This window comes from Thalassorhabdomicrobium marinisediminis (assembly GCF_003072065.1).
GTDB classification, from domain to species: domain Bacteria; phylum Pseudomonadota; class Alphaproteobacteria; order Rhodobacterales; family Rhodobacteraceae; genus Octadecabacter; species Octadecabacter marinisediminis.
Genome location: NZ_QCYG01000004.1, coordinates 256,129 through 276,591 on the forward strand (window position 1 = coordinate 256,129; position 20,463 = coordinate 276,591).

Genomic DNA, 20,463 nt, shown 5'->3' on the forward strand with positions numbered 1-20,463 from the left:
GCGTTTTTAAGGCAGTAAGGCAGTGCCATGACAGAAATGGTCTATGGAGCGATCCCCGTTGCATCGGGTGATCCGGTTCTTCCCCGTTGGTGGCGGACAGTGGATAAGTGGACGCTGTCCTGTATCCTTGCGTTGTTCGGTATCGGCTTGTTGCTGGGGCTGGCCGCGTCGCCGCCGCTGGCGTCCAAGAACGGGTTCGAGCCGTTCCACTATGTGCAGCGCCAAGCGGTATTCGGCACGCTGGCCATCATGGTGTTGTTTGTCACTTCGATGATGTCCCCCACCTTGGTGCGCCGTTTGGCGGTGCTGGGCTTTCTGGGCGCCTTCGTGGCACTGGCCGGGCTGCCGTTTCTGGGCACCGATTTCGGCAAGGGCGCGACGCGGTGGTATTCGCTGGGATTTGCCTCGGTGCAGCCGTCCGAATTCCTCAAGCCCGGGTTCATCGTGGTTGCCGCATGGTTCATGGCTGCGAGCAAGGAAATCGGAGGGCCTCCGGGCAAATCCTATTCGTTGATCCTGACCGTCGTGATTGTGTTGATGCTGGCGATGCAGCCCGATTTCGGACAGGCGGCGTTGATCCTGTTCGGCTGGGGGGTGATGTATTTCGTCGCTGGCGCGCCGATCATCCTGCTGGTGGGGATTGCCGGCGTGGTCGTCTTTGGCGGCACCATCGCCTATGCCAATTCGCAGCACTTCGCCCGGCGCATTGACGGCTTTCTCAGCCCCGATGTCGATCCGACCACCCAGCTTGGGTATGCCACGAACGCCATCCGCGAAGGCGGGTTCTTCGGCGTCGGCGTGGGCGAGGGGCAGGTGAAATGGTCGCTGCCCGACGCGCACACGGATTTCATCATCGCGGTCGCGGCCGAGGAATACGGCCTGATCTGCGTGCTGGCCATCATCGCGCTTTATGCCACGATCGTCGTGCGCAGCCTTGTACGGCTGATGAAAGAGCGTGATCCCTTCATCCGGCTTGCGGGCTGTGGGCTGGCCTGCATGGTCGGCGTGCAGGCGATGATCAACATGGGCGTCGCGGTGCGTCTGCTGCCCGCCAAGGGCATGACGCTTCCGTTCGTCAGCTACGGCGGCTCTTCGGTGATTGCTTCGGGCATCGCTGTGGGCATGTTGCTGGCGTTTACCCGCACGCGGCCGCAGGGCCAGATCGGCGACATCCTGTTGCGGCGGGGGCGGTGATGGCCGGCCCGCTTCTGATCATCGCCGCTGGGGGCACCGGCGGCCATATGTTTCCGGCTCAGGCGCTGGCCGAGGCCATGCTGGCGCGCGGCTGGCGGGTGAAACTCTCCACCGACGCGCGCGGCGCGCGCTACACCGGGGGCTTTCCTTACGAAGTCGAGATCGAACAAGTCGGATCGGCCACCTTTGCCCGGGGCGGGCTGCTGGCGAAAGCGGTGGCGCCCTTCAAGATCCTGGGCGGCATCGCCTCGGCCGTGGTGCGCATGATGCGCGACAAGCCCGCCGTCGTCGTGGGCTTCGGGGGCTACCCCACCATTCCCGCCATGTCGGCGGCCTGGGTCCTGCGCAGGCCAAGGATGATCCATGAGCAAAACGGCGTGCTGGGGCGGGTGAATCAGGTCTTCGCGAAACGGGTGGACAAGGTCGCCTGCGGCACCTGGCCCACTGAGCTGCCCGCGGGTGCCGATGGCGTGCCCGTGGGCAATCCGGTGCGGGGAGCAATCCTTGATCGTTGCGGCGCAGCCTATATTCCGCCTGGCGATTATCCGATGTCGATCCTTGTGATGGGCGGCAGTCAGGGCGCGCGCATCCTGAGCGACGTGGTGCCGCCGGCGATTTCCGGCCTGCCCACCGCCTTGCGCCGCAACATCCGGGTCGCCCATCAGGCCCGGGAAGAGGATCTCGACCGTGTTGCGCAATATTATGCCGATGAGGGTATCCCGGCCGACGTGCAGACCTTTTTCAACGACGTGCCTAGCCGCATGTCCGAGGCGCAACTGGTGATCGCGCGGGCCGGGGCTTCGACCATCGCGGACCTCAGCGTGATCGGGCGCCCCTCCGTCCTCGTGCCTTATGCAGCAGCTGCATCGGACCATCAGACCGCCAATGCGCGGCAACTGGTCGAGGCGGGAGCAGCGATCATGGTGCCCGAAAAGCTGTTCCATGTGGACAGCCTGTCCGAGCAGATCGAGAGCATTCTGTCGGATCCGGACGCCGCGCTGCAGATGTCGCTGGCGGCGCAGCGGGCGGGCAAACCGGACGCCACCCAGACGCTGGTGGATATGACCCTAGAACTGGCCGCGCCTGCGGCGTAAAGAACGGGACACGCAACCGATGGACGGAACGCCACCCATGAACGCCGCAACAAAACTCCCGCTTGATGTCGGACCAATCCACTTCGTCGGGATCGGCGGTATTGGCATGTCCGGCATCGCCGAGGTGCTGCTGCGGCATGGTTATGTGGTGCAGGGATCGGACCTGAAATCGACGCCGATCACCCGCCGCTTGTCCGAGCTGGGTGCCTATGTGTTCGAGGGGCAGACCGCACAGAACGTCGACGATGCCGCCGTGGTCGTGATTTCGAGCGCGATCAAGGCAGGCAATCCCGAGCTGGACGCGGCGCGCAAACGCGGGCTTCCCGTGGTGCGCCGGGCCGAGATGCTCGCCGAACTCATGCGCCTGAAATCCAACATTGCCGTTGCCGGCACCCACGGGAAGACCACGACGACCACGATGGTTGCCGCACTGCTGGACGGGGGCAAGCTAAACCCCACGGTGGTCAATGGCGGGATCATCCACGCCTATGGGTCCAACGCGCGGGTGGGCGACGGCGAATGGATGGTGGTCGAGGCGGACGAGAGCGATGGCACCTTCAACCGGCTGCCCGCGACGATTGCCATCGTGACGAACATCGACCCCGAGCACATGGAGCATTGGGGCACCGAAGAGAACCTGCACCGCGGCTTTTATGACTTCGTGTCGAACATTCCCTTCTACGGTCTGGCGGTGTGTTGCACCGACGACAAGGATGTGCAGACGCTGGTGGGCAAGGTCACCGACCGGCGGGTCGTGACCTATGGTTTCAACTCGCAAGCGGACGTGCGGGCGGTCAATCTGACTTACAAGAACGGTCTGGCGCATTTCGACATTCAATTACAGGCCGAGGGGCTGGAAATCGAAGGCTGCACGCTGCCGATGCCCGGCGATCACAACGTCTCGAACGCGCTGGCGGCGGTGGCCGTGGCGCGGCATCTGGGCATGTCCCGCGAGGAGATCCGCAACAGTCTGGCGAACTTCGGCGGGGTCAACCGGCGTTTCACCCGCGTGGGCGAGGTGGACGGCGTGACCATCATCGACGACTACGGCCACCACCCGACCGAGATCGCCGCCGTGCTCAAGGCCGCACGGCAGGCTTGCGAAGGGCGGATCATCGCCGTCCACCAGCCCCACCGCCACACCCGCCTGCATCACCATTTCGACGAGTTTTGCGGCTGTTTCAACGATGCAGACATCGCCGCCATCGCGCCGGTCTTCGCCGCCGGTGAGGAGGTGATCGAGGGGGCGACGCGGGATGATCTGGTGGCCGGGATGACCCGCGCGGGCCATCGTCATGCACTGGCCATTGACGGCGAAGACGGGCTGGCCGAGCTGGTGCGCAGCCACGCGCGGCCCGGCGATATGGTCGTCTGCCTTGGCGCGGGGTCAATATCGGGCTGGGCCAACGCCCTGCCGGAGCGGCTGTCCGCGTGACCTACGAGTGGCTGATCGTCGCCGCGATCGTGCTGGTTGCGGTCCTGCCGATCATCAAATGGCTGCGCCGTCTGCTCTGGGCCTTTTCGATTGCCTTTTTCGCGATGATGATCGTTCACATGCAACACAACCCCGGAGAGGCCACCCTGGCACTGGGGGCGATGGGCGGGGGGCTTTTGCTGGCCCGTCCGGTGCGACGGCTGGTGTTGGGGGGGATGTTGTGATGACATTCGACGGACAGGATCGCCGATGGGGCGAGGGGCCGGCCCCTCGCGCTCCCCGAGGTATTTTTGAACCAAAGAAGACGGAGGCGGCATGGGGCTGAGCGGTCCGGTTCTGGCGGCGATTGTCTGGGTGTTGGCGGCGACGCTGACCGCGTTGTTGCCGATCCGCAGGCAATATGTGCCGGGGATCACGCTGCTGGTGCTCGCGCCGGTCCTGATCCTCTGGCTGGCGGTGGTCCATGGCTGGGTCTGGGGTGTGCTGGGGCTTGCCGCTTTCGTGTCGATGTTCCGCAATCCATTGAAATACATCTACGCGCGGCTGCGGGGGCGCACGCCAGAGGTGTCCGAATGATCTGGGTTGCGCTGGGCTGTGTCTGGCTTGTGGCCGCCAACGTTCTGGCTTTGGTGCCAAGCCGCGACAATCACTGGTCCCGGGCTTATGTGTTGATCGCGCTTGGTGTGCCGCTGCTGGGGGGCATCTTCTATGCGAACGGCCTCTGGATCGGTCTCGCCTTCCTGATCGCCGGCGCGAGCATTCTGCGGTGGCCGGTGATCTATCTTCTGCGCTGGGTGCGCCGGACCCTTGGCCGCGCACGCCCGTCCTGACTTGGCAGTCCTGCTGGGGCGCGGTAACAGGGGCCATGATGATGAGTGATTTGCCAGATGTGCGGGGCGTTTTGACGCCGGATCGCGACCTCTCCAGCCTGACATGGATGCGGGTCGGTGGCCCGGCGGATGTGTTGTTCCAGCCCGCGGATGAAGAGGATCTGTGTGCGTTTCTCGCGGCTTTGCCCGAAGACGTTCCGGTCTTTCCCATGGGGGTGGGCTCGAACCTGATCGTGCGTGATGGTGGCGTGCGCGGGGTGGTGATCCGGCTGGGGCGCGGGTTCAACGGGATCGACATCGACGGCGATCTGGTACGCGCCGGGGCTGCGGCGCTGGATGCCCATGTGGCGCGTAAGGCTGCCGCCGCGGGGCTGAACCTGACGTTTCTGCGCACCATCCCCGGGGCCATCGGCGGAGCCGTGCGGATGAATGCGGGTTGCTACGGCGATTACATGGCTGATGTGCTGCAAGAGGTGCACGTGGTTCTGCGCGACGGCACCGCAAAAACGCTGCCTGCGGCGGAATTGAATTTGGCCTATCGGTCGTCTGACCTGCCCGAGGGGGCGGTGATCGTGTCGGCCACGTTGAAGGCGCCACGCGGGGCGCCCGAAGCGCTGGAAGAGCGGATGGCCCTCCAACTGGCCAAGCGCGACGAAAGCCAGCCGACCAAGGACCGCACCGCCGGCAGCACCTTTCGCAATCCGGCGGGCTATTCCTCGACCGGGGAGGCTGACGACAGCATGGACCTCAAGGCGTGGAAGGTCATCGACGATGCCGGAATGCGCGGGGCCAGACGGGGCGGGGCGGTGATGAATCCCAAACATTCCAACTTTCTGACCAACGCCGGGGACGCCACAGCCGCCGACCTTGAGGGGCTTGGCGAGGAGGTGCGGAAAAAGGTTTACGAAACAAGCGGTCTGACGCTAGAGTGGGAAATCATGAGGGTCGGCGAACCGGCCCCGCAGAAGGCGCAGACAGTCTGATCCCCTGAAACGGATCACCGCCCCACAGGCAGGGGCACGGTAACGAACTTATTCGGGCCCTAGGGTCCATAACAGACGGGCCGCAAAGGTCCGCGAAAAGGTGGTCGCGTGTCGAGCAGGACACCCAAAACCATAGCCGTCCTTCTGGGCGGACCGTCGGCCGAACGCGAAGTCTCGCTCAGTTCGGGGCGCGAATGTATCGCCGCGCTGACAGAGGCGGGATACGAGGTGGTCGCGATTGACGCGGGCGACGATCTTGTGTCGCGCCTGCAAGAGGTCCGGCCCGACGTGGTGTTCAACGCGCTGCATGGCCGCCGGTGCGAGGATGGCGTGGTGCAGGGCGTGCTGGAATGGCTGCGTCTGCCCTATACCCATTCGGGCGTGCTGGCCTCGGCATTGGCGATGGACAAGCAGAAGACCAAGGACATCTACCGCGCGGCGGGTCTGCCGTTCGCGCAGAGCGTGCTGGCCGACAAGGCCGAGGTCACGGCCGGGCACGTGATGCCGCCGCCCTACGTGGTCAAACCCTTCAACGAAGGCTCAAGCGTCGGCGTCTATCTGGTGCATGACGTGGCCAACGGCCCGCCGAAGCTGGCCGATGACATGCCCGACCGGCTGATGGTCGAGGCCTTTGCTCCGGGGCGCGAGCTGACCACGACCGTGCTGGGCGACCGGGCCTTGACGGTCACCGACATCATCGTTGATGGCTGGTATGATTACGACGCGAAATACGGGGTGGGCGGGTCCAAGCATGTCGTGCCAGCCGACATTCCGGCACCGATTTTCGACGCCTGTCTGGACTATGCGCAGCGCGCCCATGATGCGCTTGGCTGTCGCGGGCTCAGCCGCACGGATTTCCGCTGGGACGAAGCCCGTGGCCTTGACGGTTTGATCCTGCTTGAGACGAACACCCAACCGGGGATGACGCCCACGTCACTGGCGCCGGAACAGGCGGCGTTCTGCGGCATCAGCTTTCCCGAGTTGATGACCTGGATGGTGGAGGATGCCTCATGCGACCGCTGAAGCCCGACACGCCACGCCGCGATCCCGCGCCATCGCGCTGGGGCTACCGTTACCAACGACTGATGCTCACGCCGGGGTTCCGGCGGCTGCTCAAGGTCGGGGTGCCCTTGCTGATCGTGGGCGGCTTGGTCGCCGGCTGGACCGCGCGCGAGGCGAACCGGCAGATGTTGCTGGACGCCTATGCAGACATGAAATCGCAGATCCAGCAGCGCGATGAATTCATGGTCAAGCTGATGGCGATTGACGGCGCGGACGAACGTCTGGCCAAGGATATCCGGACGGTCCTGCCGGTGGAGTTTCCGATTTCGAGTTTCGATCTGGACCTTGAGGAAATGCGCCAGACCGTCGCCGCCCTGCCAGCGGTGGCCGAGGCCACCTTGCGGGTGCGGCCCGGTGGCATCCTGCAGGTGGGCGTGACCCAGCGTCAGCCGGTTGCGGTCTACCGGGTGCCCGATGGACTGAAACTGGTGGATGCCGACGGGGTGCTGATCCAGAACATCATCGCCCGCGCGGACCGCCCCGACCTGCCGTTGATCACCGGCGACGGCGCGCGCGACGCGCTGGCCGAGGGGCTGGAGCTTTACGAAGTCGCCGGGCCGTTGCGGGCACGGATGCGCGGCGTGGTCCGGATGGGGGAACGCCGCTGGGACGTCATCCTCGACAACGGGCAGCGCATCCTGCTGCCTACGACCGGGGCCGTCGCCGCGTTCGAGCGGGTCGTCGCGCTGGATGAGGTGCAAGAGCTTTTGCAGCGGGACGTGGCCACGGTCGACATGCGCCACGCGCACCGCCCGACACTCAGGTTGAACGAACGGGCCATGGCGACCTTGCGCCAGACAAGTGCCGAACAAGAATAAGAAGAGGGACAAACGATGCGAGATCTCTACCAATCCCAGCGCGCCATGCGGAACATGCGTCAAGCGGCCATGCAACGCGGTGTCGTGGCAATTCTGGATGTCGGGTCATCCAAGATTGCCTGTCTGGTGTTGCGGTTCGACGGGCCGGAGCAATTTGGTGAGGCGGACGGCGTCGGTTCCATGGCGGGGCAATCCTCGTTCCGGGTCATCGGTGCGGCCACGACCCGGTCCCGTGGCGTCCGCTTTGGTGAGGTCAACGCCATGGCCGAGACCGAGCGCGCGATCCGCACCGCGGTGCAGGCGGCGCAGAAGATGGCCAATGTGCGCGTCGATCACGTGATTGCCTGCCTGTCGGGCGGGCGGCCCCGCTCTTACGGATTGGACGGGCAGGTCGAAGTCGCGGGACAGGTGGTCACCGAAGGCGACATCGGCCGCGTGCTGGCCGAATGCGAGGTGCCGGATATCGGTGAGGGGCGCGAGGTGCTGCACGCCCAGCCGATCAATTTCGCGCTGGACCACCGCAGCGGTCTGGCCGACCCGCGCGGGCAGATCGGGCAGACCCTTGCCACGGACATGCACCTGATGACCGTCGAGGCCAGCACGATCGAGAACCTGCTGTATTGCATCAAACGCTGCGACCTCGAGCTCGCGGGGCTGGCGTCTTCGGCCTATGCGGCGGGGATTTCGTCCTTGGTTGAGGATGAACAGGAACTGGGGGCCGCCTGCATCGACATGGGCGGTGGCTCAACCGGTCTGTCGATCTTCATGCGCAAACACATGATCTATTCCGACTGCGTGCGCATGGGCGGCGATCATGTCACCTCGGACATCTCCATGGGGTTGCAGGTGGCCCCCGCCATGGCCGAACGCATCAAGACCTTCTACGGCGGCGTGCTGGCCACGGGAATGGACGACCGCGAGATGATCGAGATCGGCAGCGACACCGGCGATTGGGAACACGACCGTCGCACGGTCAGCCGCGCCGAGCTGATCGGCATCATGCGGCCCCGGGTGGAAGAAATTCTCGAAGAGGTGCGGCTGCGTCTGGACGCGGCGGGCTTCGAATATCTGCCCAGCCAGCAGATCGTCCTGACCGGCGGCGCAAGCCAGATCCCCGGGCTTGACGGGCTGGCCAGCAAGATCCTCGGGCAACAGGTCCGGCTGGGGCGCCCCCTGCGCGTGCAAGGTCTTCCGCAGGCGGCCACAGGCTCGGCCTTTTCGGCCGCTGTGGGTCTGTCGCTTTTCGCGGCGCACCCCCAGGACGAGTGGTGGGACTTCGATATTCCGGCCGAGAAATATCCGGCGCGGTCGCTGAAACGAGCGGTAAGATGGTTTAGGGAGAACTGGTGATACGCAAGATTTCGCCGAAACACCCAGATACGGCGGAAAATGACGGAAACAGGGCCATATTTTGCGGTTTTTTGGCAGTTTTTCCGTGACCCTTCGGGGCGTGACCGTTAAAGTCGCAGAAAGATTCAGTCAAGAACGCTCGGTGGGACGGGCATATTCAAAACAGGCGGACAGAACATGACATTGAACCTCTCTATGCCCGGACAGGAAGAACTCAAGCCCCGTATCACCGTTTTCGGTGTCGGCGGGGCAGGCGGCAACGCGGTGAACAACATGATCGAGCAGCAGCTCGAAGGGGTTGAATTCGTCGTTGCCAACACCGACGCCCAAGCGCTGCAACAGTCGCGCTCGGACGCGAAAATCCAGATGGGTGTGAAAGTCACCGAAGGTCTGGGCGCGGGTGCGCGTGCCACCGTGGGTGCGGCCGCAGCCGAGGAAAGCATCGAGCAGATCGTCGATCACCTTGCCGGTGCGCACATGTGTTTCATCACCGCCGGGATGGGCGGCGGCACCGGCACCGGTGCGGCCCCGATCATCGCACAGGCCGCGCGTGAGCTTGGCGTGCTGACCGTGGGCGTCGTCACCAAGCCGTTCCAGTTCGAGGGCGGCAAGCGCATGAAGCAGGCCGACGATGGTCTGGAAGCGCTGCAAAAGGTGGTCGATACGCTGATCATCATTCCCAACCAGAACCTGTTCCGGCTCGCCAACGAGAACACCACTTTCACCGAAGCCTTCGCGCTGGCCGACGACGTACTCTATCAGGGCGTGAAGGGCGTGACCGACCTGATGGTCCGCCCCGGCCTGATCAACCTCGACTTTGCCGACGTGCGTGCGGTGATGGACGAGATGGGCAAGGCCATGATGGGCACCGGTGAGGCCGAGGGCCAGGACCGCGCCGTTCAGGCCGCCGAAAAAGCTATCGCCAACCCGCTGCTGGACGAAATCAGCCTCGAAGGCGCGCGCGGCGTGCTGATCAACATTACCGGCGGCTATGACCTGACCCTGTTCGAGCTCGACGAAGCCGCGAACAAGATCCGCGAAAAGGTCGATGCCGATGCGAACATCATCGTCGGCTCCACGCTGGACACCGGCATGGAAGGCAAGATGCGCGTCTCCGTCGTGGCCACGGGCATCGACGCGGTCGCCAAGACCGACGACATTCCCGTTCCACGTCGCCCCATGGCCGCACCGCTCAAGCAGCAGGTGAGCGCGGAAGTCAAAGAGCAGGCCCCGGCTGCGGTGGCTGAAACTCCGGCACCTGCGCCCGCTCCGGCACCTGCGCCGGAAGCCGCCCCTGCGGTGGCCGCGCAGCCTGAGCCCACGCTCTTTGACGATGCAGCCGCTCAGCATGAGGCGACCTTCGACGCGCCAGCCGCCGCTGCTGCTGCGGACCACGACCTGCCGCCCGCCGCCTACCAGCCGCGCCCCGAGCCTGCGGCGATCGAAGCGCCGACCGAAAGCTTCGTCGCGCCCCAGCGTCCCGCCGCTGGTTCGCCAAGCCAGGACACGCTGGACCGTCTGCGCACCGCCGCGCAGCGCAGCGCGCCAGCCGCACAGCGCAGCGCCCCTGCACCGGCTCAGGAGGCCGCCCCCGCCGAGGCCGAAAAGCCCCGCATGGGTGGTCTGAACAGCCTGATTAGCCGGATGACCGGCCACGCCGAGGGTGCACCGCGTGAACGGGCCCAGCCCTCGGTCGCCAGCCTGCGCGACGAAGCGCCTGCCGAAAGCTACGAAGCGGACGTCGATCCCGATCAGGAGCGGATCGAAATCCCCGCCTTCCTGCGCCGTCAGGCTAACTGAAGCACGTGACGCAAGGTCACATTTTATTCCCAAGGGCCGCCAAGTTGCGGCCCTTTTTCTATGTTTATAAAGGGCTTGCTGCGTTGCAGTAATGAATCCGGCAAGATTGCGCCCCAATCCGGCGCCCATGTTTCAAACCGTTGCAATCTGTGTGTTGAGGGAACCGCCCCCGGTGCTTAGGACTGTATCAACCACAAACAAGGCCGGACCCGTGCAGACAACGATCGACACAACCGTAGCATTCGAAGGCAAGGGCCTCCACCTCGGAGAGCCTGTGTCCGTCGTCGTGCATCCGGCGGCTGCCGATCATGGCATCGTCTTCCGCCGCGCCGATGTTGCCGCGAACACCCCCGCGGGGGCGAACGCCGACATTCCGGCGCTCTGGTCCAATGTCATCGTCTCCCCTCTGAACACCCGGATCGAGAACGCCTTCGGCACCTCCGTTTCGACCATCGAGCATATCATGGCGGCGCTGGCCGGGTGCGGCATCCACAACGCCCTGATCGAAGTGACCGGCCCCGAAGTGCCCATTCTGGACGGCTCTGCCGCGCCCTTCGTTGCGGGGTTCCTGCGGGCGGGCGTGCGCCGCCTGAACCGCCCCCTGCGCGTGATCGAGGTGCGCAAGCCCGTCTCGGTCACCGTCGGTGACGCCACCGCGCGGCTCGACCCGTCGGACACGCTGCACATCCGGTTCGAGATCGACTTCACCGACCGCGCCATCGGCCATCAGGAAAAAACGCTTAACATGTCGAACGGCGCCTTCGTGCGTGAGCTGTGCGACAGCCGCACCTTCTGCCGTTCGCGGGATGTGGACGCCATGCGGGCCAATGGTCTGGCGTTGGGTGGCACGCTCGAGAACGCCGTCGTCGTTGAGGGTGGCAAGGTGCTCAGCCCCGGCGGGCTGCGTCATGCCGACGAAGCGGTGCGCCACAAGATGCTCGACGCCCTTGGCGACCTCTATACCGCCGGCGCGCCGATCCTTGGCCGCTACACCGGATCGAAGGCGGGCCACGCCGTCACCAACGCCCTGTTGCGCGCGCTGTTTGACGATCCCGATGCCTGGGGTTGGGCCGAAGTGGACGCCCAGACCGAGGCGCGCCTGCCCGGGGTTGGGCTGCGCTCTTCGGATGCGCCACAGGTCCTCTGAACGCGCTTGCGGGACCGACCCTCATGCAAAGGTGAAGGCGGGGATGCAAAAGGCGTTTTGCACCTTAATTTTGTATGCTAGACCTGTGCCAACCGGAGCGATCCGAACAATAATTGAAAGCGGGGGCGCCTTCATGTCAGGCCGCAGCAGTGCAAAGAAACTTCGAATTGGATTGGCAAGCGGCGTCGTGTCGCTGGCGCTACTGGCAGGGTGCGGAGCCTTCGACAGCGGGCCTGAAGCCAACCTTGAAGCCTATTCCGCGCAGCAGATCTTCGAGCTGGGCGAACGCAAGCTTGAAAGCGGACAGGCCGATGACGCCGCCGTTTATTTTGGTGAGATTGAGCGCCTTTACCCCTATTCCGAATGGGCCAAACGGGCGCTGATCATGCAGGCCTTCGCCTATCACCGGGATGAGGATTACCCCAATTCCCGCGCCGCCGCCCAACGCTACATCGACTTCTATCCCGCGGATGAGGATGCGGCCTATGCGCAATACCTGCTGGCGCTGTCCTACTACGACCAGATTGACGAGATCGGCCGCGATCAGGCGCTGACATTCGAAGCGCTGCAGGCGCTGCGCGTTGTCATCGAACGCTACCCCGAAAGCGAATATGCCCGCTCGGCCGAGCTGAAATTCGATCTCGCCTTCGACCATCTGGCCGCGAAAGAGATGGAAGTGGGGCGCTATTACCTCAAGCGCGATCACTTCGCCGCGTCCGTGAACCGGTTCCGCGTGGTGGTTGAGGATTTCCAGACCACGACCCACACGCCCGAGGCGCTGCACCGTCTGGTTGAGGCGTATCTCTCCCTCGGTCTTGTGGAAGAAGCGCAGACCGCCGGCGCGATCCTTGGCTACAATTACCAGTCGACCCCGTGGTATCAGGACAGCTATGCGCTGCTGACGGGGCAGGGGCTCGAGATGCGCTCGATCGGGGACAACTGGCTGTCGGCCATCTATCGCCAGATGGTGCGCGGCGAATGGCTCTAGGCTAGGCGCAATGCTCCGCAGCCTTGATATTCGGGACATGTTGATCATTGACCGGCTGGAGCTTGCGTTCCAGCCGGGTCTGAACGTGCTCACCGGTGAGACGGGCGCGGGCAAGTCGATCTTGCTGGATTCCTTGGGTTTCGTTCTGGGCTGGCGCGGGCGGGCCGAACTTGTGCGGCAGGGCGCGGCTCAGGGTGAGGTTGTGGCCGAATTCCAGTTGGCCGAAAGCCATCCTGCTTGGGCAGTGCTGAATGAGGCGGGCTTTGCCTATGACGACGCGCTGATCCTGCGCCGCGTCAACACCCGCGATGGCCGCAAGACCGCGTGGATCAACGACCGCCGGGTCAGCGGAGAGATTTTGCGGGCCGTCTCGGAGACGTTGGTCGAGTTGCACGGGCAGCACGATGATCGGGGCCTGCTCAACCCGCGCGGACACCGGTTGCTGCTGGATGACTTCGGCGGTTTGACCGGCAAGGTGGCGAAGGTGCGTCAAGCCTGGCGCAGTTTGGCTGAAGCGCGCGCGGCGCTGGAGCAGGCCAAATCCGACGTGGCCGCCCTGCGCGCGGAAGAGGATTACCTGCGCCACGCGGTGGCTGAACTCGATGCGCTGTCGCCGGAACCGGGCGAGGATGCCGAACTCGACCAGCAACGCCGGCGCATGCAGGCCGCCGAGAAGATTGGCGAAGACATCATGAAAGCCCAGCAGGCGCTGGGGCTCGACGGGGCCGAAGGCAACATGGGCGATGCCGCCCGTTGGCTGGCCGATGCCGCCGGGCAGGCCGATGGCACGCTTGAGGGCGCGCTGGCCGCGCTGGACCGCGCAATGACCGAGCTGAGCGAGGCGCAAAGCGGCGTGGAGGCCTGTATCGACGCGCTCGCCTTTAATCCTCACGAGCTGGAAATGGTCGAAGAACGGCTTTTTGCGATCCGCGGTCTGGCCCGCAAACATGACGTGTTGGCGGACGATCTGGGCACCTTTGCCGAGGGTCTGCGCAGCCGGCTTGAGGCGCTCGACCGGGGGGCGACCGACCTGATCGATCTCGAAGCCGCGGTGCGCGACGCGCAAGCCACCTATGATGCGCAGGCCGAAGCGCTCACCTCGGCCCGCCGCGCAGCGGCGGCGAAGCTCGACAAAGCGATGGCGAAAGAGCTCTCGCCGCTGAAGATGGAGCGCGCGGTTTTTACTACGGAGGTGACCGAGCAAACCGCTGGCCCGGACGGCGTGGATGAGGTGGCCTTTACCGTCGCCACCAACCCCGGCGCGCCGTCCGGCCCCATCGGCAAGATCGCCTCGGGCGGGGAGCTAAGCCGTTTCCTCTTGGCGCTGAAGGTCTGCCTGACCGGCCCGCAATCCGGTCTGACGCTGATTTTCGACGAGATCGACCGCGGCGTTGGCGGCGCTACGGCCGACGCGGTGGGCCGCAGGCTGTCGCAACTGGCCGCGCAGGGGCAGGTTCTGGTCGTCACCCATAGCCCACAGGTCGCAGCCTTGGGCGATCATCATTGGCGGGTGGAGAAACGTCAGACGAAGGATGCGACCCTGTCCACGGTCGTCGGCCTGCACGAGGGGGAGCGGATCGACGAAATCGCCCGGATGCTCTCGGGCGACAAAATCACCGAGGAAGCCCGCGCCGCAGCCAAGGCCCTGTTGGTCGCCTGACACCCACAACAGAACCGGCCGCCTGATGTTTAACGCTGCAATACCCGCGTCATTGCCATCCTGCGGCCGTATCCTGCGCCGACCTCTCGGCGTTCGTTTGAAATAAAAGTGTTACGGTGCAGCGCATCACCGGAGCGGTAATCAGTTCTGGGTCCGTGGGACCGGGTGGAAAAGCGAGTCTTTCTATGACCATCACGTTAGGCAATTCGCGCAGGGCCCGCTTACCCCAAACAGGGTAATTTCACCGCGCCGCCAGATGCGGCTCAAGCCGGTCAAGCACCGCTTGCCAGTTGGCAAAGAACAATAGCTGCCCTGCGTCGGGAAAAACCTCGAAGTCGATCCACGGATAATCCTGCTTGAAATCCGCCAAGGTCTCGGGCGCAACCTGCGGGTCCTGCAACCCGTTCATAAAGGTCACGGGAACACGGTCTTCCAGATCGCGGACGGCGTCGGTCCAGTCGGTGGTTTCATGGGCGATCACCTCGCGCGCGAAGGCGTCATGGGCGCTGTGGGTGTCCGAGAGGGCCACGTCCGACCCCACAAGCAGGGCCTCGCGGATCTCCGCATCCGCGATGGCATGCATATCGGCGCGGGACTTGCTGTAAACCGCTTTCAGAAACCCGACCTTTCCCAGTTTGTGAGCGAGCGCGAAGCCCGCTTTCACCATGAATGGCAGCAGATGCGGCGTGAAACGGGCGCCGGCGAGGATGAAGCGATGCCATTTGTCCATCCGCTCGTAGTGCTCGGTCCGGGTCAGTGGCAGAACCCCGGCGCAGGCGACCAGCGCGGTCATGCGTTCGGGGTGAAGGCTGTTGAACCGCGCGGCGATGTGACTGTCCCCGCCCAGCGTCAGGAAGGGGGCCCGCGCCACGCCCAGATGGTCCAGAAGGGCCGCGAGATCGTCGCAAAGCTGCGGCACGTAAGGCGCCGCGCGCGGGATCGGGTCTGAGCTGCCGTAGCCCGCACGCACCGGCACGATCACCCGGATGCCCCGGCGGGCGGCTTCGGCCTCGGCCGAGGCGGGCCAGCGCACCAACCCGTAATCCAAAGGCGAATAGAGCAGGGGCCGCCCGGCCGTATCCCCAAGGATCAGAAAATCCATCCGGCGCCCATCGGGCAGTGTCAGACGCTGGAAAGGCAGCGGCGCAAGCCGGTCATAGCCCCGCGACAGTTCGGTTTCGGCCCGGGTCGCCTGATGCGAGAAATGCGTAATTTCCAACGTTGAAAGGGTCAGGCGCACCAGTTCGGTCTGGCTGCGGGTCTCGGTCTTGGCCATGATGGACTTGAGCTGCGCGCGCACCGTGTCGAGACTGCGGCTGCGCGTCTCGGCGATCTGTTGCAACGTCTGGCCCCGCGTGAGCAGGCGCAGCACATCCGCCTCCGCCGGGGTCAAATCAAAGGCCCCGCGCAGCATGTCCGAGAACCCGTCAGGCCAATGCACATCCGACGAGATGACAAGCACATAGCTCTCCCCGTCTCCGGTCTCGGCGCGGCGCAGGTGGAACACGATCACCCGCCCGCAGCCGTCAGACCGGGCGCGGATCACCACGGGTGCGTCGCAAGCGGTGCGAAACAAACGCGCCGCCTGATCGGATATCTCGCCCGCGGCCCCGCCGGGAAGGGACAGATCCCGCGCAGCCGGTCGGCCCTGAAGCTCGAACAGGTCAGCCGCAACCTGGTTGCAGGCAACCACGCGCAGCCCGTGGTCGATGGCGAAGGCGGCGGAACATTCGATCGCGTCCAGCAACGGCTGCGGTCCTTTGGCCCGGTCGCTGGCAATCACCCGGTCGAGGACCTGATCCGCCCGCTCCAGGTGCCCGGCAAGAGCGTCAAGCCCGACGACCTCCGGCGGCCGGGTCGGTGCTCCGGTCCGCCGGGGGGCGATCATCGCTTCCCAATGATCCAGAAGCCGCTCGTACCGCGACGGGTCCACCGCCACCTCATAGATGCGGTCGATCACGTCATCGGTCGAAGGGTCGGTCTTCCGATCCATACGCTTTTCCTACTCCCGAGGGAGATCATAGCCGAAAGGGCGGCCCGGGTCACCCTTGGGCGCGGGCGGCCTGTCCAAAGGGGCTACCAGAACGGGGTTGGCCCCCGTGCGGCGATCCCCTAACACTGGCAACGCGCTCTGCCGCAGGGGGGTAGAGCCGCTTACAACGACACAGGCACGCACGGCCCGTCGCAGGGCCGCACCAGACCGGGGGAACGACATGGCCGAACAGGGGTCCTGGATCAGACGGGGGCTGCGGGATGCCCTTCGGGTCTGGCGCAGGGCGTGGGGCATCGTGCGCACGCGCGGCCCCAGCGAGGTGCAGTTCTGGTTCATCGCGCTGCTCGTCGGGATCGCGGCGGGGCTGGGCGCCATCGCCTTTCGCTTCGGCATCGAAGCCATCGAGACCTGGCTCTATGGAACCGACGACGTCGCGCACCTGCATTCCGCCGCGTCGGCGCTGGATTGGTGGTGGATCCTGTTGATCCCGATGGCCGGGGGGCTGGCCGTGGGCCTGATCCTGAACCGCTATACCGATGACAATCAGGTGCGTTCGGTGGCCGACGTGATCGAAGGGGCCGCACTTTACGACGGGCGCGTGTCGCGGCGCAAGGGGTTGGCCTCGACCGCGGCGTCTTTCATCACGCTGTCCACCGGGGGCTCGACGGGGCGCGAAGGGCCGGTCGTCCACCTTGCGGCGCTGATCTCAAGCTACGTGAGTCGCTGGATCAACGCCGACGGGATCACCGGGCGCGACCTTCTGGGCTGTGCTGTGGCGGCGGCGGTCTCGGCCAGCTTCAACGCGCCCATCGCCGGGGCGCTCTTCGCGCTTGAGGTCGTGCTGCGCCACTTTGCCGTTCATGCCTTCGCGCCCATTGTCATCGCCTCGGTCGCCGGGACCGTCATCAACCGGCTGGTCTTCGGCGACGTGACCGAGTTCCGCATCCCCAATCAGGACGTCATCACCTTTTACGGTGAATTGCCCGCCTTCCTGCTGCTGGGCCTGCTCTGCGGCGTGATCTCGGTGGTGTTCATGCGGTCAATCTTCTGGGCCGACGGGATCGGCAACGCGGTGCAGGCGCGGCTGAAGCTGCCGCGCTATCTGCGCCCGGTGGTGGCGGGCACCTTGCTGGGCGCATTGGCGATCTTCTATCCGCATATCATCGGCGTCGGCTATGAGACGACGTCGGACGCGCTCACCGGGCGGCTCTTGATGCACGAGGCCGTGGTCTTCGTGGCGATCAAGATCGTCGCGGTGGCGATTACCATGGCGGGGCGCATGGGGGGCGGCGTGTTCTCTCCGTCGCTGATGGTCGGGGCGCTGACCGGTCTGGCCTTCGGCATCGTGGCCACCGGCCTCTTCCCCGATGTCTCGGGCGAGGGCACGCTCTATGCGCTGGCCGGAATGGGGGCGGTGGCCGCGGCGGTTCTGGGCGCGCCGATCTCGACCACGTTGATCGTGTTCGAACTGACCGGCGACTGGCAAACGGGCATCGCGGTGATGGTCTCGGTCTCGCTGTCCTCGGCGCTGGCCTCGCGGCTGGTGGATCGCAGCTTCTTTCTCAGCCAGCTCGAGCGGCGCGGCGTCCACCTTGCCGCCGGCCCGCAGGCCTATCTGCTCAGCACCTTTCAGGTGGCCAGCGTCATGCGCAGCATGGATCACCCGCGCGCGGCCGATCCCGACGCCTGCGCGGCACTGATCCGCGAAGGCACCTATGTCTCGGAAGACATGACCCTTGACCGCGCGATGCCGCTGCTGGAATCCACTGGCTCAAGCTTCATCCCCGTTGTGGTGACAGCCGCAGGCGACGGCCCGCCGGACCTGCGCGGCGCGTTGTTTCAGGTGGATGCCCTGCGCGCGTTCAACCGCGCCTTGTCAGCCACGGCGGCAGAAGAACATTCCTAGACCTGTTCGACCGCGACTTTGTCGCCGTAAAACGCCAGATAGCCCTTGATCTCGGCCACCTCGGGCTTGGGATCCTCGTAAGACCACGCCGCATCGGTCACGGTGCCGCTTTTGGCCGCCAGATTGTAGTGCCGCGCCTCGCCCTTCAGCGGGCAGTGCGACGTCGTCTCGGAGCGGTCGAACAGCGCCATCGAGATATCCTCACGCGGGAAATAGATCACATCCGGATGGTCCCCCTCGGACAGTGTCAGTGCGCGGCGGCTTTCCCCCAGAACCGCCCCCGCCGCGCGCACGACCCAATTTCCCTTGGCAGGCGCAATAGTGATCTTCTCGGCCATAGTCTCAATTCTCCCAAATGTTGTTAAAGCGGCGCACAGGCGGCGGTCAGCCACTCTAGGGCCGACCCCTCCACCCGTGGTCCGATCAGCGCCAGCGTATCAGCATGGTAGCGGTCAATCCAAGCGCGTTCGTCATGGGACAGCAACGTCACATCAATCAGACGCCGGTCCAGCGGCACATGGGTCAGCGTCTCGAAATGCAGCATCTCGCGCCCGGCATCGCCGCCGGGCAAGGCCGGAGCGGGGCGCACGACGATCAGGTTCTCGATCCGGATACCAAAGGCCCCTTCGCGGTAATAGCCCGGCTCGTTCGACAGGATCATTCCCGCTTCAAGGGGCGTTCTGGACCGGCGCGACAGCCCCTGCGGCCCCTCATGCACGGACAGATACGCCCCGACCCCGTGCCCGGTGCCGTGATCATAGTCCTGACCGGCCAGCCACAAGGGATAGCGCGCCAAAGCATCAAGGTCCGAGCCGCGCACGCCCTTGGGGAAGCGCACCCGGCTGATCGCGACCATGCCCTGCAGAACGCGGGTGTAACTGGTCCGCTCCTCTTCGCCCACGTCGCCGATAGCTACGGTGCGGGTAATGTCTGTTGTGCCGTCAAGGTATTGCCCCCCGGAATCCACCAGCAGCACTTCGCCGGGATGGACTACGCGGTTGGTCAGCTCGTTCACCCGGTAATGGACAATCGCGCCATTCGGCCCGGCCCCGGCGATTGTCTCGAACGAGATATCCTGCAAGGCGTTGGTGTCGCGGCGAAACTCTTCGAGTTTGCGGACCACGTCGATCTCGGTCAGATCGCCTGAGGGTGCCTTAGCATCCAGCCAGGCCAGGAAGCGGACCATCGCCGCCCCATCGCGCAGGTGCGCTTCGCGGCTTCCTTCGATCTCAACCTCGGTCTTGCGGGCTTTGGGAAGGATGCAAGGATCTTGCGCTTCGACGACTTTTGCCGCGTCGCGCCCGTCCAACACGTCCAGAATGGCCTGCGGCGTTGAGGCAGGGTCGATCTGGACCGTGGCCCCGTCAAGCCCGGCCAGATAGGGGACCACCTCGGCCAGCGGATGGAGCGTCACCTCAATCGCGCCCGACTGCAGATGGGCGCGCACTTGCGCATCGATCTGCGCATCGGTGAACAGGTGCACATCGCCGGTCCAGGCCAGCACCGCATAGGCGTGGAACACCGGATTGCGGGGAATGTCGCTGCCGCGCAGGTTCAACAGCCAACAGATCGACTCCGGCAGTGCAATGAACGCCTGGCGCTGTCCGGCCTGTTCCAGCGCTTCGGCCAACCACCGGCACTTGTCGGAAAACGCCTCCCCGGTGCGGGTGACCGGCTGCACCTTGACCGGGTTGCGCGGCGGGGCGGGGCGGTCGGTCCAGACCACGTCCACAAGGTTGTCGCTCGGTACAAGCGTGATCGCCGGCCCCTCCAAACCGTCGCGCAGGTCGCGCAGTTGTGCGACGGTGTAGAGCCACGGATCGAACCCCAACTTTCCACCGTCTGGCATTTTTTCCTTCAGCCAATCGGCCAATTGCACCTCGGGCCAGGGCACCGGCGTGAACACATCCGCCACCTGGCTGCGCACCTGCACCCGGTAGCGTCCATCGACGAAGACGCCCGCCACGTCCGGCAGCACCGCGCAGAAGCCCGCCGACCCGGTGAACCCGGTCAGCCACGCCAGCCGCTCATCGCTGGGCGCGGTATATTCCCCCTGAAAGCGGTCCGCATGGGGCACCAGATAGCCATCGAACCCGCGCTGGGCGATCTCCGCGCGCAGGGCCTGCAACCGGGCCGGGCCGGTCTCCGGCGTTGAGGTCACGTCGAAGGTTTGAAACATACCCGCCTCATCTTTGCTTTGAAA

18 protein-coding genes are annotated in these 20,463 nt (G+C 65.2%); 15 read left to right on the top strand and 3 right to left on the bottom strand.

Annotation, left to right across the window (positions count from 1 at the left end):
• Window positions 1–27 precede the first annotated feature (27 nt).
• The 14 genes from ftsW to recN all read left to right on the top strand — a co-directional run bounded on the left by ftsW (window position 28) and on the right by recN (window position 14,361).
• Window positions 28–1,194: a putative lipid II flippase FtsW gene (gene ftsW / locus DC363_RS07680; protein WP_108640547.1), complete on the top strand. Its 1,167-nt coding sequence runs from the start codon at window positions 28–30 to the stop codon at window positions 1,192–1,194.
• Entirely contained in the window at window positions 1,194–2,288 is a 1,095-nt protein-coding gene (murG, locus tag DC363_RS07685) for an undecaprenyldiphospho-muramoylpentapeptide beta-N-acetylglucosaminyltransferase (RefSeq protein WP_108640548.1), read from the top strand. Before ftsW ends, murG begins: the two co-directional genes overlap by 1 nt.
• A 37-nt stretch (window positions 2,289–2,325) precedes the next feature.
• Window positions 2,326–3,723, top strand: a complete 1,398-nt coding sequence (gene murC / locus DC363_RS07690; protein ID WP_196778392.1) for a UDP-N-acetylmuramate--L-alanine ligase — start codon at window positions 2,326–2,328, stop codon at window positions 3,721–3,723.
• Window positions 3,720–3,947, top strand: a complete 228-nt coding sequence (locus DC363_RS07695; RefSeq protein ID WP_108640550.1) for a hypothetical protein — start codon at window positions 3,720–3,722, stop codon at window positions 3,945–3,947. The genes murC and DC363_RS07695 overlap by 4 nt, the downstream gene beginning before the upstream one ends.
• 91 nt (window positions 3,948–4,038) lie before the next feature.
• Window positions 4,039–4,299, top strand: coding sequence for a DUF2484 family protein (locus DC363_RS07700; RefSeq protein WP_108640551.1), 261 nt, complete (start codon window positions 4,039–4,041; stop codon window positions 4,297–4,299).
• Entirely contained in the window at window positions 4,296–4,553 is a 258-nt protein-coding gene (locus DC363_RS07705; RefSeq protein ID WP_108640552.1) for a DUF2484 family protein, read from the top strand. The genes DC363_RS07700 and DC363_RS07705 overlap by 4 nt, the downstream gene beginning before the upstream one ends.
• A gap of 35 nt (window positions 4,554–4,588) precedes the next feature.
• Window positions 4,589–5,536, top strand: a complete 948-nt coding sequence (gene murB, locus DC363_RS07710; RefSeq protein WP_422396406.1) for a UDP-N-acetylmuramate dehydrogenase — start codon at window positions 4,589–4,591, stop codon at window positions 5,534–5,536.
• Window positions 5,537–5,644: 108 nt separating this feature from the next.
• Window positions 5,645–6,559 carry a D-alanine--D-alanine ligase gene (locus DC363_RS07715; RefSeq protein ID WP_241962956.1) on the top strand — a complete coding sequence of 305 codons (915 nt, stop codon included), beginning with the start codon at window positions 5,645–5,647 and terminating at the stop codon, window positions 6,557–6,559.
• Complete coding sequence (locus DC363_RS07720; protein WP_108640553.1) at window positions 6,547–7,416, top strand: cell division protein FtsQ/DivIB; 870 nt, start codon at window positions 6,547–6,549, stop codon at window positions 7,414–7,416. The genes DC363_RS07715 and DC363_RS07720 overlap by 13 nt, the downstream gene beginning before the upstream one ends.
• Before the next feature lie 15 nt (window positions 7,417–7,431).
• The gene (gene ftsA, locus DC363_RS07725) at window positions 7,432–8,766 is read left to right on the top strand and encodes a cell division protein FtsA (protein ID WP_108640554.1); all 1,335 of its coding nucleotides are present in this window, start codon (window positions 7,432–7,434) and stop codon (window positions 8,764–8,766) included.
• A 177-nt stretch (window positions 8,767–8,943) separates the two neighbouring features.
• Complete coding sequence (ftsZ, locus tag DC363_RS07730; protein ID WP_108640555.1) at window positions 8,944–10,566, top strand: cell division protein FtsZ; 1,623 nt, start codon at window positions 8,944–8,946, stop codon at window positions 10,564–10,566.
• Between the two features lie 211 nt (window positions 10,567–10,777).
• Window positions 10,778–11,713, top strand: coding sequence for a UDP-3-O-acyl-N-acetylglucosamine deacetylase (lpxC, locus tag DC363_RS07735; protein WP_108640556.1), 936 nt, complete (start codon window positions 10,778–10,780; stop codon window positions 11,711–11,713).
• Window positions 11,714–11,846: 133 nt separating this feature from the next.
• Window positions 11,847–12,701 carry an outer membrane protein assembly factor BamD gene (locus DC363_RS07740; protein ID WP_108640557.1) on the top strand — a complete coding sequence of 285 codons (855 nt, stop codon included), beginning with the start codon at window positions 11,847–11,849 and terminating at the stop codon, window positions 12,699–12,701.
• Window positions 12,702–12,711: 10 nt separating this feature from the next.
• Window positions 12,712–14,361 (top strand): DNA repair protein RecN, encoded by a 1,650-nt coding sequence (gene recN, locus DC363_RS07745; RefSeq protein ID WP_108640558.1) that lies wholly within the window; start codon window positions 12,712–12,714, stop codon window positions 14,359–14,361.
• 241 nt (window positions 14,362–14,602) lie between these two features.
• Here recN and DC363_RS07750 read toward each other — a convergent pair whose 3' ends face one another.
• The gene (locus DC363_RS07750; protein ID WP_108640559.1) at window positions 14,603–16,354 is read right to left on the bottom strand and encodes a bifunctional helix-turn-helix transcriptional regulator/alpha/beta hydrolase; all 1,752 of its coding nucleotides are present in this window, start codon (window positions 16,352–16,354) and stop codon (window positions 14,603–14,605) included.
• A gap of 220 nt (window positions 16,355–16,574) precedes the next feature.
• Here DC363_RS07750 and DC363_RS07755 point away from each other — a divergent pair, with 220 nt between their 5' ends.
• On the top strand, window positions 16,575–18,260 hold the full coding sequence (locus tag DC363_RS07755) for a chloride channel protein (RefSeq protein WP_108640560.1): 1,686 nt from the start codon (window positions 16,575–16,577) through the stop codon (window positions 18,258–18,260).
• Here the strand turns inward: DC363_RS07755 and DC363_RS07760 are convergent.
• Both DC363_RS07760 and DC363_RS07765 read right to left on the bottom strand, forming a co-directional pair.
• Window positions 18,257–18,598 carry a DUF427 domain-containing protein gene (locus tag DC363_RS07760; protein WP_108640561.1) on the bottom strand — a complete coding sequence of 114 codons (342 nt, stop codon included), beginning with the start codon at window positions 18,596–18,598 and terminating at the stop codon, window positions 18,257–18,259. The two genes, DC363_RS07755 and DC363_RS07760, sit on opposite strands and share 4 nt — an antisense overlap.
• A gap of 23 nt (window positions 18,599–18,621) precedes the next feature.
• A complete protein-coding gene (locus DC363_RS07765; protein WP_108640562.1) occupies window positions 18,622–20,439 on the bottom strand; it encodes an aminopeptidase P family protein in 1,818 nt (605 codons plus the stop codon).
• Between the last annotated feature and the right edge of the window lie 24 nt (window positions 20,440–20,463).

What these genes read in the sequence shown, in the direction of transcription:
- ftsW (WP_108640547.1), top strand. Translation starts at nt 28, where the DNA reads ATGACAGAAATGGTCTATGGAGCGATCCCCGTTGCATCGGGTGATCCG.
- murG (WP_108640548.1), top strand. Translation starts at nt 1,194, where the DNA reads ATGGCCGGCCCGCTTCTGATCATCGCCGCTGGGGGCACCGGCGGCCAT.
- murC (WP_196778392.1), top strand. Translation starts at nt 2,326, where the DNA reads ATGAACGCCGCAACAAAACTCCCGCTTGATGTCGGACCAATCCACTTC.
- DC363_RS07700 (WP_108640551.1), top strand. Translation starts at nt 4,039, where the DNA reads ATGGGGCTGAGCGGTCCGGTTCTGGCGGCGATTGTCTGGGTGTTGGCG.
- DC363_RS07705 (WP_108640552.1), top strand. Translation starts at nt 4,296, where the DNA reads ATGATCTGGGTTGCGCTGGGCTGTGTCTGGCTTGTGGCCGCCAACGTT.
- murB (WP_422396406.1), top strand. Translation starts at nt 4,589, where the DNA reads ATGATGATGAGTGATTTGCCAGATGTGCGGGGCGTTTTGACGCCGGAT.
- DC363_RS07720 (WP_108640553.1), top strand. Translation starts at nt 6,547, where the DNA reads ATGCGACCGCTGAAGCCCGACACGCCACGCCGCGATCCCGCGCCATCG.
- ftsA (WP_108640554.1), top strand. Translation starts at nt 7,432, where the DNA reads ATGCGAGATCTCTACCAATCCCAGCGCGCCATGCGGAACATGCGTCAA.
- ftsZ (WP_108640555.1), top strand. Translation starts at nt 8,944, where the DNA reads ATGACATTGAACCTCTCTATGCCCGGACAGGAAGAACTCAAGCCCCGT.
- DC363_RS07740 (WP_108640557.1), top strand. Translation starts at nt 11,847, where the DNA reads ATGTCAGGCCGCAGCAGTGCAAAGAAACTTCGAATTGGATTGGCAAGC.
- recN (WP_108640558.1), top strand. Translation starts at nt 12,712, where the DNA reads ATGCTCCGCAGCCTTGATATTCGGGACATGTTGATCATTGACCGGCTG.
- DC363_RS07750 (WP_108640559.1), bottom strand. Translation starts at nt 16,354, where the DNA reads ATGGATCGGAAGACCGACCCTTCGACCGATGACGTGATCGACCGCATC.
- DC363_RS07755 (WP_108640560.1), top strand. Translation starts at nt 16,575, where the DNA reads ATGGCCGAACAGGGGTCCTGGATCAGACGGGGGCTGCGGGATGCCCTT.
- DC363_RS07760 (WP_108640561.1), bottom strand. Translation starts at nt 18,598, where the DNA reads ATGGCCGAGAAGATCACTATTGCGCCTGCCAAGGGAAATTGGGTCGTG.
- DC363_RS07765 (WP_108640562.1), bottom strand. Translation starts at nt 20,439, where the DNA reads ATGTTTCAAACCTTCGACGTGACCTCAACGCCGGAGACCGGCCCGGCC.